The organism is Rhodanobacter sp. FW106-HT46G03, from assembly GCF_058789895.1.
Window position 1 is genome coordinate 451,210 of record NZ_JBYTCC010000001.1, and the last position, 14,235, is coordinate 465,444.

2 protein-coding genes and 1 pseudogene are annotated in these 14,235 nt (G+C 66.1%); all 3 read left to right on the top strand.

Annotated elements, in window-relative coordinates:
- Positions 1-22: 22 nt before the first annotated feature.
- The 3 genes and pseudogenes from AC3WP6_RS01840 (at position 23) to AC3WP6_RS01850 (ending at position 14,214) form a co-directional block, all read left to right on the top strand.
- Entirely contained in the window at positions 23-11,980 is an 11,958-nt protein-coding gene (locus AC3WP6_RS01840; protein WP_492626092.1) for a two-partner secretion domain-containing protein, read from the top strand.
- 762 nt (positions 11,981-12,742) lie between these two features.
- Positions 12,743-13,012 (top strand): annotated as a pseudogene (locus AC3WP6_RS01845) (hemagglutinin repeat-containing protein); the annotation flags it as partial.
- Positions 13,013-13,197: 185 nt separating this feature from the next.
- Positions 13,198-14,214 (top strand): IS110 family RNA-guided transposase, encoded by a 1,017-nt coding sequence (locus AC3WP6_RS01850; RefSeq protein ID WP_492626093.1) that lies wholly within the window; start codon positions 13,198-13,200, stop codon positions 14,212-14,214.
- Positions 14,215-14,235: the final 21 nt, after the last annotated feature.

The window sequence follows — 14,235 nt, forward strand, 5'->3', positions numbered from 1 at the left end:
GATTTCATCAGGGAGCATCACCATGCAGCACGCGCAACCGCACAAGACCAGGGGTACCTCGATGGGTCGCGTCGCCTGGCGGCGTTCCCTGCGTCGGCATGCGTTGTGGGCCGCATTGAGCCTGGCGCTCGGCGGGCCGCTGGCACAGGCGCAAACCGTTGCCGACGGCGGCACGCGCACCAGCGTCATTGCCGCGCCCAACGGCGTGCCGGTGGTCGACATCGCCGCACCCAACGGTGCCGGGCTGTCGCACAACACCTATCAACAGTTCAACGTCGGCAGCAACGGTCTCATCCTCAACAACAGCGCCGGCATCAGCAATACGCAACTGGCCGGCTACATCGGCGGCAATGCCAACCTTGGCATCGGCCAGGCGGCATCGCTGATCCTCAACGAAGTGACCTCCACCACGCCGAGCCAGTTGAACGGTGCCATGGAAGTGGCCGGCCGCGCCGCACAGGTGGTGGTGGCCAACCCCAACGGTATCAGTTGCAACGGCTGCGGCTTCATCAATGCGCCGCGCGGCACGTTGACCACCGGCCGGCCCTTGTTTGCCGGCGATGGCTCGCTCAGCGGCCTGGCGGTGACCGGCGGCACGATCACCATCGACGGGCCGGGCCTGCCTGCCGCCACCACCGATCAGGTGGATCTGCTCGCGCGCGCCGTGGCGATCAACGCCGGCGTGTGGGCACATCGGCTCAACGTCGTCACCGGCCCCAACCGGATCGACTTCACCACGCTTGCCACTCAGCCGCTGAGCCCCACCGGGGCAACGCCGAACGTGGCGCTCGATGTCTCGGCGCTGGGCGGCATGTATGCCAATGCCATCCGTCTGGTCGGCACCGAGGTGGGCCTGGGCGTCAACAGCCGCGGCGAGATCATTGCCGGCAGCGGCGACCTGACACTGACCAGTGCCGGTCAGGTCGTGCTGGGCGGCAAGACCACTGCCACCGGCAACCTCACGATTCGGGCTGCGCAAGCGCTGGCCAACCAAGGCACGCTTGCCGCCGGCGGAGCCGTCGACCTCGGCAGTGGCGATTTCACCAACCAGGGCGTGCTCTACGGCAACCACGCGATCACGCTTTCCGCCACGGGCGCGGTGGCCAACGGCGGCGAGATCGAAGCGCAAGGCGGCGCGTTCACCGTGCAGGCGCAGGGTGCGATCACCGGCTCCGCCGGCAGCACCGTGTACGCCAGCGGGCCGATCAACCTGTCCGGCGCTGCGTTTGCCAACGCCGGCAAGCTGGAGTCGGCGCAGGGCATGGCGCTGCAGGTCGGCGGCGGCGCCACCAACAGCGGCAGCCTTGCCGTGGATGCCGGCAACTTCAACCTGACCGCCGGCAGCCTTGAAAACACCGGTAGCCTGGCGGTCGGCGGCGATGCGGCGTTGAACGTCGCCACCACCCTGACCAGCACCGGCACCTTGGTTGCCGAGGGTGCCGTGACGCTGGCGGCGTCGAGCCTGAACACCGCCGGCATCGTGCAAGCAGGCAGCACCCTGGGTCTCCGCGGCGATGCGCTGACGAACAGCGGCAAGCTGTACGCCCTCGACGGCGCATGGACGGCCGCGTTGAGCGGCGGCTTCGCCAACCAGGGTGGTGGCGCCATCTACGGCAGCCGGAACGTCGTGGTGACGGCGGCCTCGCTGGCCAATGCAGGCAGCATCGAGGCCCGGCAGGGCAACGCGATCACCCTCGCCGGCGGCTTCACCAACAGCGGCACGTTGCAATCCGATCAGGCCGACATCGCGCTGCAGGCCGCGAGCCTCGCCAACACCGGCACGCTCAGCGCACAGCGCAACCTGCAACTTCAGGCGGGTGGTGCGGCACGGAACGGCGGCGTACTGGTCAGTGGCCAAGTCTTCAACCTGTCGGCAGGCTCGTTCGACAACCAAGCCGGAGGGCAAATCCAAAGTGGCAGCGACGCGGCCTTCTCGGCCACCACGCTGGGCAACGCGGGCGCGATCAACATCAATGGCAACGCCGCGTCGTCCGGCACCGCGCTGACGAATGCGGCGGGTGCACAGTGGCTTGCCGCGGGCACCTTCACGCTCAACCAGACCGGCGACGTGAGCAATGCCGGCGTGTTGCAGGCGGGCGGCAACCTGGATCTGCGGCATGCCGCCTCGCTCACCAACGGCGGCGCGCTGCAAACCACGGCGGGCAACCTCACGCTTGCCGCCGGCACGCTGGTCAGCACCGGCACGCTGGGTGCGAGTGGCGACGCGACCCTCAGTGCCGGCAACGGCCTCAGCAGCACCGGTACCCTGATCGCCGGTGGCGCCATCGGGATGACGGCGGCGCAATTGGTGACCGCCGGCACTGTCGAGGCGGGCGGCGCGTTGACGCTGAGCGGCGGCGCACTGAACAACGGCGGCAAGCTGCATGCGCTGGGTGGCCTCTGGCTCGCCACGCTGAGCGGCGCGTTCACCAACCAGGGCAGCGGTGACATCTACAGCGGCCAGGGCCTCACGCTCAACGCCGCGTCGTTGACCAGCGCCGGAGGCATCGAGGCACGGCAGGCGGCCGGCATCACCGTGGGCGGCGCGTTGGCGAACAGCGGCACGCTGCAATCCGACCAGTCCGGCATCACCATCAGTGCGTCATCGTTGGCCAACGCGGGCACGCTCAGCGCCGCCCAGTCTTTGCAATGGCAGGTTGGCCAGGCCGCGCAAAACAGCGGCGTGCTGATCAGCGGCCAGGCGATGGGCCTGTCGTCGGGCAGTTTCGACAACCAGGTCGGCGGGCAGATCCAGGCCGGCACCGACCTTGCCTTGTCCGCGGTCGCTGTGGACAACGAAGGCACGGTCAATGCCAAGGGCAATGCTGCGCTCAGTGGCATCACGCTGAGCAACGCCGGCACGGGGCAAATCCTCGCGGCCGGCACACTCACTGTGGGCGAAACCGGCGGCGTCGACAATGCGGGTGTACTGCAAGCGGGTGGCAACTTCACCCTGACACAGGCCACCTCGCTCACCAATGCCGCCAATGCCACGCTGTACGCCGGGCAGGATTTCAACCTAACGCTCGGCCAGGCGCTGACCAACGCCGGCACGCTGTACTCCGCCCGCACCAGCACGCTGTCGGTGGGCAGCGTGGACAATGCTGGCACGCTGCGCAGTGGAGGCGCCCTGTCCCTGACCAGCGCGGGTGACGTCGTCAGCCGTGGTGCCATCCAGGCACAGCAAGGGGTGAATCTGGCAAGTGGCACGGATCTCACCAACAGCGGCAAGCTTTACGCCATCGACGGCGGATTGATGGTGCAGGCCGCGCGTACTTTCAGCTCCGCGTCCACTGGCGACATCTACAGCGGCCAGGGCATCGGCTTCCGGGTGGGCAGCTTTGCCAACGCGGGCACGCTGGAGGCCACGCAGGGCGTGAACCTCGTCGCGCAGGGAAGTGCCGGCAACAGCGGCATCCTGCAGGCTGACCACGGCGACGTCGTGATGTCGGCGAGCGCGCTGACCAACCAAGGCACCTTCAGCGCCAACGGCAACATGCAGCTGGATACCAGCGGCACGCTGAGCAATGCCGGCCAGGTCGTCACCGGCGGCACGTTGCGCCTGGCGGGTGCCGACGTGGGCAACAGCGGCCAGATGCAGAGTGCCGGCGACACCACGCTGCAGGCCGCCGCGATCGACAACCGCGGCCGCGTGCAGTCGGGCGGCGTGCTGACGATCAGCCACAACACCACCTTGACCAACGCGGCGCCGGGCCTGCTGCTGGCGGCAGGCAACCTCAGCGCTGATACCGCGTTGCTGCTCAGCAATGCCGGCGTCATCCAATCCGGCGGCAACTTGTCCGTTGCAGGCACGGGGGCATTCGACTCCATGGCCGGCAGCACGTTGTACGGTGCCGCGCTGACTACCTTGCAACTGGGCGGCGGCTTCTCCAACGCCGGCATGCTGTACGGCGGGCAGGGCCTGCAGCTTGCCGCTGCCAGCGTGGCCAACGCGGGCGTGCTGCGCAGCGATGCGGCGCTCAACGTGGCGACGCAGGGCAATGCCGGCAACAGCGGCACGACGTATGCGGCAGGCAACGTCGACTGGGACGTCGCTGGCGTGTTGACCAACACCGGCGTGTTGGCATCCGCCGTCAACACCATGCTTGCCGTGGGCAGCCTGGCGGGCGACGGCACCCTGGCCGCGGGTTTGCAGGGCAACGGCGCGCTGGGTACGTCGGGCGTGCTCGATGTGGCGGCGACGGGAAACCTGGCCTCGCAAGGTCGCGCGATGGCCGCCGGGGACCTGGTCTTCACCGGCCGGGCCGTCGACCTCTCCGGTAGCCAGACGCGTGCGGGCGGAAACATCACGTTGTCCGCCAGCCAAGGCAACGTGACGAACGTCGGCGGCAACCTGGCCACCAACGGGACGGTATCCATCCGCACACCGGGCAGCCTGATCAATGGCGGCACTGCGGCGGTGCAGGGCGGCACCATCAGCGGCTTGACGCTTGCGCTGTCGATGGCCTCCCTCGACAACGGCTACGGCACGCTGATCCAGACGGGCACCGGCGACCTGGCGCTTGCGCTGGCCGGCGCCTTCGTCAACCCGAACGGCATCTTCGCGACGAACGCACGCAACCTCACGGTTTCCGCGGCGTCGGTCGACAATGCCGCCGGTGCGATCCAGGACGCCGGCGACGGCACCCTGGGCATCACGACATTGGGCAACCTGAGCAACACCGGCGGCAAGATCGCGGGCAACGGCGCGCTCGCGCTGCAGACCGGCGGCGTGCTCGGCAATGACGGCGGCCTGCTGAGCGTCGCGGGCGATGTCACGGCTTCGGCGGGCAGCTTCGACAACGTGGGCGGCACGCTGGTTGGCCGGAATCTCGGCCTCACCGTCGCGCAGGCGTTGACCAACACGGGCGGCGGCACGATCCAGTCCGGTGGCGCACTCCGGCTCGCCGCCGGCTCGCTGGACAACACCGCGGGCTACGTCAAGGTCACCGATGCGCAGTCGTTGAGCCTCACGGCCACGGGCGCCTTGACCAATGGGGCTGGCGGCTTCATCGGCGGCAATGGTGCGACCACGGTAAACGCCGGCAGCCTCGTCAACGCAGGCCAGGTCTATGCCGGCAGCACGCTGGGCGTCAGCACACAAAACCAGCTCACCAACGACGGCGGCGCGCTGCAGGCACAGGGCGCGGCTTCCGTCACCAGCGGTGGGGCGCTGGGCAACCGCAACGGCCGCATCGAGGCCGGCAGCGGCGACAGCGCTGCCAGCTTGGTCGTGCGTGCGGCAAGCCTGGACAACACCGCCGGCCGCATCGCCAACGTGGGGCAGGGTGCCAGCGCGTTCGCTTTCACGCAGGACGCCGTCAACCACGGCGGTGCCCTCGGTGGCCAAGGCGCGGTCACGCTGTCGGCCACGAGCCTGGACAACAGCCAATCCGGCAAGCTGGTGGCCGGACAGGCGCTGACACTCGGTCTCGGCAGCTTGAACAACACTGCCGGCAGCGTATACGCGGCGGGCGATCTCGGCTGGGCCAACGGCAGTGCCAGCCTGAAGAATGCACAGGGCTCGCTGCAATCGGGCGGCAACCTGGCACTGGAGCTGGCCGCGGTCGACAACGCCGGCGGCACGCTGGCCGCCAACCAGAGCGTCGCCCTGACCCTGGGCAGCACCACCGCATTGGGCAAGATCGCCGCCGGCCAGGATCTGACGCTTTCCCTGGCTGGTGGCTACACGAATACCCTCGCCAGCCAGCTCAGCGCCAACCGCAACCTCGCGTTCAACCTGACCGGCGATTTCCACAACGCCGCCGGTGCCACCTTGCAGGCGGTGGACCAACTCACCGTCAACGCGGCCAACATCGACAACGCGACGGGCGCCACGCTCAATGGCGCAGCCACCGTGCTGACCACGAGCGGCGCGCTCAGCAACGAGGGCAGCATCGAAGGCGGCACCATCACGCTCACCACGGGGTCGCTGACCAACACCGCCAACATCATTGGCGGCGCCCTCACGGTCACCGCCGGCGCGCTCACCAACGGCAGCGATCTCGGCCCAGTCACCGGCAACAATGCGTATCAAAGCGCGCTAATCGCAGCCGCAAACGGCATCGACCTGTACGTTGGCGGCGCGCTGCTCAATCGCGATGCCACGATCTTCACCCTCGGCCACCTCACCATCGCCGCCGATGTCAGCGGCGGCGGCAGCCAAGCCGTGACCAACCTCTCCGGTGACATTGAGGCCAACGGTGGCATCACGATCACTGCCCACCAGTTCACCAACCAGCGGCGGGTGTTCAACACCACCACCGTCAATCTGACCGCCGCGGAGCAGGCGCAGAACACGACCAGCGTCACCCTGTCGCGCTACGCCTATTTCGACACCGACCCGAATCACCAGGTGCCGAACATCACCGCCGCCCAGGTGATCGGTGCAGCGGAATACGCCAACGTCAACAGCTTCTGCAACAGCTTCAACAGCGCCAACAGCGGCTACCAACGCTGCGACGGCTATCCCTTCGGCATCGGTCAGCCGGACACCTTCCAAGGGGTTTACACCTCGACCGTGACGGCTGTGCAGCAGCTTGCCGCCACCAGTGCCCAGAGCAAGCTGGTGGCCGGCGACAACATCACGCTCAACGGCTCGGTGCTCAACGACAAGTCGACCATCGCGGCGGGTAACAACCTCATTATCAACGGCCAGAGCGGCAGCGCGGCGAACGCAGCGGTGCAGAACGTGGCGTTCGAACCCACCGCCACCGTGCAGACCACCGTCGACGACCAGACCGGCACCCAGATCCTGGTATGGAGCCCCAGCCGCGCGTGGATCGGTGGGCCATGGGTCAGTTACGGCTCCAGCACGTCCAGCAACACAATTTCGCTGGCGCCGGGGCAGGCGCCGGGTTGGGTTTCCTACAATCCCGGCCAGGATGCGCCGGCGGTCATGAGCGCTGGCAACACGGTCAGCATCACTGCCCACAGCATCAGCAACACCGCCGTCGGCGCCAACGGCCAGCCAGTGCAGAGCGCCATCGGTCTGGGCAGCAACAGCGCGGGGTCGTCCGTGGCCGGTGCGGGTGCGGTTGTGGTGGGTAACGTCAGCGGTACCAGCGGTGGCACCGGCAGCGTGACCGTGGGCAGTGTGCCCGGCGTGGCGAGCGGTGGTTCGCTCGGCCTCGCGGCGGCGCGCACCCTCGGTGGCGCGTCGGCGCCGGGTGCCGCGTCGGCGCAGGGCCTCGGCTTGAGTGGAGCAAGCTCTCCCGTTGGTACGGCTGCCCAGGCGGCGGCATCCACCAACACCGCGTCGGTCAACGCCAGCGTTCCCGCACCCAGCCAACCGGCATCGGCCGCGCCGCAGGTGGTCTCCACCCTGGTCGGCCCCGACGCCAGCGTGCATCTGCCGCAGCCGGGCCTGTACACCATCAACGTGCAACCCGACAGTCCGTTCCTGGTGGAAACCAACCCGCAGTTCACCCAGTACGACAACTTCATCAGCAGCAACTACCTGTTGCAGCAACTGGGCTTGAATCCGGCGCAAACCCAGCAGCGTTTGGGCGACGGCTTCTATGAGCAGCAACTGGTGCTGAGCCAGATCACCGACCTGACCGGCCGCCGTTATCTGGCCGACAACACCGACGCGCTGGATCAGTACCGCACGCTGATGAGCAACGCGGTGGATGTGGCCAAGCAGTTCGACCTGTCGGTAGGCGTGGCGCTGACACCGGCGCAGATGGCCAGCTTGACGCAGGACATCGTGTGGCTGGTGAACGTGACGGTGGACGGCCACCAGGTGCTGGAGCCGGTGGTGTACCTGAGCGCGGCCAGCGCCAGGAACCTCGCGGCCAGTGGCGCCACCATTGCCGGCAAGGACGTGATTCTCACGGCCAGCGGTGACCTCACCAACAACGGCCGCATCGCCGCCAGCCAGAACGCCCAGCTCATGGCCGGCAACTTGCTCAACAGCGGCACGATCAGTGCCGGCAACGATCTCAGTATCAACGCCGCGCAGAACATCTTGAATGGCGGCACGCTCCAGGCCGGCGGCAATGTGAGCCTGGTGGCCGGGAACGACGTGCTGAGCGGGGTAAGCGTGGCGCAAGGCCTGGGCGCGGTGGCGCTGCCGGGCCTGGGCACCTCGACGGGTCCCGTGGCCCTGACCAGCCTCCCGCTTCCAGGCAGCATCACGGCGGGTGGCAATCTGTCGATGGCGGCCGGCCGGGATCTTTCGCTGGACATGGCCCCGGTGCTAGCTGGCAGCAGCCTCAGCCTGGCCGCAGGCCGTGACCTCACTGCCACAGCCACGGCGATCCGCGCCGGTAGCGACGCTCAGTTGCTGGCCGGCCGCGACCTCAGCCTGTTGGCCGTCGGCAGCACCAACCGTACCGGCATTACGCAGAACAGCGTGGAAACCGCCACGCACACCGTGAGCACCCTTACGGCTGGCGGTGCGTTGACCCTGCTGGCCGGCCACGACGTACTCAGCCAAGGCGCCCAACTCACCGGCACCACGCTGAACCTTGCCGCCGGCCACGACGTCAACCTCGCCGCGGTCACCGACAGCACCACGCGCCTCACACAGGGTTTCCAGGGCCACATCATCGTCAGCACTGGCCAATCTGACCAGATCGTGCGTGGCACTGCCCTCACCGGTACCGCCGGCGTAGCGGTGTCGGCAGGCCACGATCTCTCCACCGAAGCTGCCACGCTGGGAAGCGACAACGGCGCGGTGAACCTTCTGGCCGGTGGCACCCTGAATTTAGGGACGGCCGACGAGCACAGCGCTAGCACCTATCAATCCGTGAGTCACAGCGGTGGATTCCTGCACAGCACGACCACGGCCGTCACCGATAACGTCACCACCACGCATGCCGTCGGTACCGTGGTGAACGGCAACACGGTCAACCTGCAATCGGGTAGCGACATGACCTTGCAGGGCGCCACGGTAGTGGGCTCCAACGGCGTTGCACTGAATTCCGGCGGTGCCATCAACGTGCTGGCGGCCACCGATACGCGCCACGAGGATTACCAGAAGACGGTCGAAACCAGCGGATTCCTGAGTGGTGGCGGCATCGGTTTCACCATTGGTCATCGCACGCAACAAGTTACGACAGGCAGCGACAGTACGCTGTTGAATGGTTCGCTCATCGGCACGGTCGACGGCGATGTCAACGTCCATGCCGCGACCGGGTATACCCAAGTTGCCAGTTCCCTACTGTCCCAACACGGTGACGTGAATGTGTTGGCAGGCAACATTAATATCACTGCCGGTGCGGAAAGTGGGCACCAGATGACCGACACGCTGTTCAAACAAAGCGGGTTGACCGTGGCGGTGGGTGGTGGCGCGATCGGCGCGCTGGCCAGTTCACTGGAGACCGGGCAACAGCTGATGCGTACTGCGAGCCAAGCCCACGATGGCCGCGTGAACACTATGGTCGCCGCCAACGCGGCGATCGCCGGGTATCAGGGTTATCAAGCGGCACGGGGTTTGGCCCAGCAGTTCGGCAGTGGCGCGAGCGGTGCCGGCTTGAGCGTGTCGCTGACTTATGGCCAGACCAAATCCACCTCGCACTCGGTGACTGATGCGACACAAGCGGTGGAGAGCACGGTGAGCGGGCAAAACGTTATGCTCATGGCACGCGGTGGGAATGGCACAGCCGGTGATCTGAATGCCACCGGGTCGCACATCCTGGCCATGCAAGATGGCACTCTCGTTGCGCAGCACAATCTCAATGTGACCTCGGCGCAAAACACCTACACCACCACCACCACCACCACCACCAACCACAGCGAGTCTGGCAGCGTGGGAGTAGCGGCCTCGTTCGGGCAAAACGGCATGGCCCTCGGCGTGACCGTGAGCGCGGCGATGGCCCACGGCAACGCCAACACCGACAGCGTGCAACAGGCCAACAGCACGGTGACGGCAGGCAAGACTTTGCAGTTTGTCTCCGGCAACGACACCACGCTGGCCGGTGCGGTCATGCAGGGCAATCAGGTGATCGGCAACGTGGGCGGCAACCTGACGCTACAGAGCCTGCAGGATACGGAGCAGTCGCACAGCACCCAGACCAGCGTGAGCGCCAGCGCCACGATCGGGTATGGCGCCTCGGTCAGCGCGTCGTACGGGCACTCCAGCTCGCACTCCGACTACGCCAACGTGGCGCAGCAAACCGGCATCGAAGCGGGCGACGGCGGTTACCAGCTTGCCGTGGGCGGCGACACGAACCTGATAGGCGCGCTGATCACCTCCAGCCCAACCGCCATCGCCGCCAACCGCAATACCCTGAGCACCGGCACGCTCACGGCCAGCACCATCCAGAACCACAGCTCCGGCTCGGCGGACAGCATGGGACTGGGCGCAAGCCTCAACACCGGCGCCACCTTTGGGCAAAACCTCGACGGCGACCCCGGCAACAACAACTACCTCGCCGCCAACGGCGGCAGGTATGGGGCCACCAAGGCGGTGATCCAGAACCTGATGAATAGCGGCAGCGCCTCGAGCTCATCGTCGGGGCAGACGCTCAGTGCGATCAGTGCGGGGGCGATTCAGGTACGCGATGCATCGTCGGACACGGCCCAGACGCTGGCCAGCTTGGAAGCCAATGCGCAGACGACTACCAACACGCAGGCAACCGCACCCGATGTGGTGGCGCTGGAGTGGAGCGCGGCCAACGAGCAGACGGGGAACAACCTGTTGTTCAACGCGGGGGTCTGGGCGGCGAATCAGGGGGCGTTGAAGGATGCACTGGCTGCGGTGCAGCGCGTGGTGAGTTGCGCCATCGTTTCGGGCAGCAAGTCATGCGCGACGGAGAAGCTGTCTGGCGCCTACGGTATCGTGCCGGGCACCAAGCTCGACGCCTTCATAAATGGCATCAACAACGATAAGGAACTGGCCGGCAACAATGCGGGCGATCTGGCCGTACTCACTACCACGCCCGCTGGCGCAGAGAATACGGTGGTCTTGAATGTTTACTCGCCGCAAGTGAGCACGCTTGGCAGCTTGCTGGCCGGCTTCTGGAACAGCCTCAATGCCAACCATGCCGGTGGTGACTTGGGTACGACGGCGGGAGCCGAATTGGCGGCAAACATCGCGGGCCAGGTCAACCAGATCAACCAAGGCAGCAGCGGCTTCGGCACCGGGCTCGCGCTGCTGCCGATGGCCCACAGCGATGGCACATCCCAGTTGGCGTTGTCGATGGAGCAAAACCCCAGCGACTGGAGCAACGTCAACGGCAGCACGCCAACGCTGGTGATGCTGGCCGAGCCCGCGGCCAACGCGGCGACGTTCCAGGCGGCGGCCAATACACTGGGGCTCAATGCCGGCGTGGTGTATTCGGCCAACGTCAACGATCCGGTGGCGCGATCCTGGTTCATCGGGAACAACCCATCGACGGGCGGCGACCCGAACGGCATGTTCGAGGTGCCTCCGTTCACCTATGGGGCCAGCGGCGTGGGGCTGGTGTCGAGCTCGGTGTCGGGCACCTCGAACCACTCCGACATCGGCTATAGCTCGCTGGTGACACCCGTAGCCACGAACAATGGACAGACGAGATACCCGTGGGGGCCGTCGGGGAACACCTTGGTGCCGGGTGGGGTTCCTGTGTTTGCAAAGGCGCCCGATTTCCCATCGGGAACTCCGATTCAGACATTCGATTGGTGGGATGGCGGCGATCGAACCTTTGCGGCCTTCCCGGCAAGCGGCACGCCCGGCGCCTACACGCTCACCTTCTCGTCGATCTCGGTGGCGGGCTCTACTGCGTGGAATCCCAACATCGCGTTGCTGACGTGGCCATCAGGGGCCGCTGTCAACCTGGGATCAGCGATGGCCTCGATGAATGGGCTGCCAGTCAACGGGGCCGCATCCACCAATGTGCCGACGTTTGCGCCAGGTTCCAACCAAACACCGAACCTGTCGACGTCGCCAGCAGGCGCGGCATCGAACGCCAACGGCACGTCCAGGAAGGCTCTGACACCCGCGCAGCAACGCTGCCTGGCCCTGACCGGAGGGGCGCCACAATGTTTGCAGTGAGCGGCGGCGTTACCAAGGGGGCAAGGTACGGTCTGGCGATAGTGGGGTTCATGCTGCTGGCGGGGTGCTTGAACCCACAATCAGTCAAGCCAGCCGTGGACATGTTCTCGATCTATGACGGTCGGCCTTCGACGGCGGTAGAGCGGGAGCAGGCGCTTAGGGACTGTTTCAACTATGGAAATTCGTTAGGAATTTCGGGGCCTATGGCAGTTGGTATGCAAATTTGCATGCTACAGATTGGCTTCCGTGCACCTGACGGAGAACCACCGGGTTTGAGTTCATCCGTCCTTGATCCCGGTGGGAATTGCGTGGCTGATGCGTACATGCCGGTTTGCTGGGCCATGAAGTACGGCTGGCCGCAAGACCCTCCGCCCCGTTGGGTCAAGCAGGGGGCTGATCCTTACCAGCTCGGTAACGTGTGGTACGACTGCTACTCACGGTATGTAATGGTTACGCCCTATTCCACGTTTGCTGCCGACGTAGACCGTTGCATGGCTGAAAGTCACGGCTACACCGTCGCACATCCTTACTCACCGGCAGCGCCATGGCTTCCTCGCAAATACTGGCCCGACTGCACCAAGCCGGTCGCCGAGAGGAATTGGCTCGAAAAGAAATGGTGCCCGTCGTCTGCAATGCCCGCGCCCGCCGCGAACACGACAGGCCAATGAGCAAACCCACCACGCACTCGGTCACCGATGCGACCCAGACCGTGGGCAGCAGTGTGAGCGGCCAGAAAGTAACAAAAGGGGTTAACAAAAGGGGTTGGGTTCATTTATTCACAAAGCCAAACCGAGCAGCACACCCTCCAGAGCACCAACAAGAACGCCAGCGGCGGAGTGGGCCTGCATCGGCACCGACGGCATCGGCTTCTACACCGAAGCCAGCGTAGGCAAGGGCAAGGCGCACGGCAACAGCAGCACGCACGCCGACACAGTGGTGAGCGCGGCCGACACGCTGAGCCTGACGGCCGGCCACGACGCCACGATCCAGGGCACGCAGGCGAAAGGCGACACCGTGCTGACCGACGTCGGCCACGACCTCACCATTACCGGCGAGCAGGACACCGGCGACTACGCCAACACGCAGTGGCAGGTGGGCGGCAAGGTGGTGGTGGGCATGCAGGAAATGAACCTGAAGACTCATGTCGCCGCCTCCCGCGCTCGGCGGTACGTTGGAACTACCACGGTTTCAACGTCGCCCAGCGACAGGAGGCAGCCATGTCACTTTACGCAGCGATCGATTTGCATTCCAGCAACAGCGTGTTGGCGGTCATGGACGGCGAGGGCAAGCCGGTGCTGTGCCGTCGGCGCCCCAACGATTTGCCGCGCCTGCTGGCGGACTTGGCCCCGTACCGGGACGAGCTGGTCGGTGTGGCGGTGGAGTCCACCTACAACTGGTACTGGCTGGTTGATGGCCTGATGGACCATGGCTATGCCGTCCATCTGGTCAACACCACGGCGATTCCGCAGTACGACGGCCTCAAGCACGGCGACGACGACAGCGACGCGCTGCACCTGGCCCAGTTGATGCGCCTCGGCTTACTACCGGAGGGCTACATCTATCCCCGCGCGCAGCGCGGCACCCGCGACCTGCTGCGTCGACGCTTCAGTTTGGTGCGGCAGGCGGTGCGGTTGATGCTGTCGATCCAGTCCAGTTTCAGTCGCAGCACAGGCAAACAGCTGTCGGCCAACCAGTTGCGACAGCTGACGCCGTCGCAACTGGTCGACCTGTTTCCCGATCTTTCCACTCGTTTCGGCGTGCTGATCCAGTTCAAGCTGTGGCTCACCCTGCAGGAACAGATCACCACCTTGGAACGCTGGATTCACAAGGACGTGGTACGACCGGATCTGCTTGGGCGCCTGCAAAGCGTGCCGGGCATTGGTCCGATCCTGGGCACGACCATCCTGCTGGAGAGCGGTGCCATCGAGCGCTTCGCTTCCGTTGGTGACTACGCCTCGTACTGCCGCATGGTCGAGAGCGTGCGGCTGTCCAACGGCAAGCGAAAGGGGCATGGCAACCGCAAGTGCGGCAATCGCTACCTGTGCTGGGCGTTCATGGAAGCGGCCAACTATGCGGTGCGCTTCGATCCGTCGATCCGGCGCTGGTACGAGCGCAAGCGTGCCCGCAAGCACCGCGTCGTGGCGATCAAGGCTGTTGCGCACAAGCTGGCCCGCGCCTGTTACCACATGCTGCACGAAGGCACGGCGTTCGATCTCACGCGCGCCTTCGGCTGATCACGCTGACGGTCGCAGGCC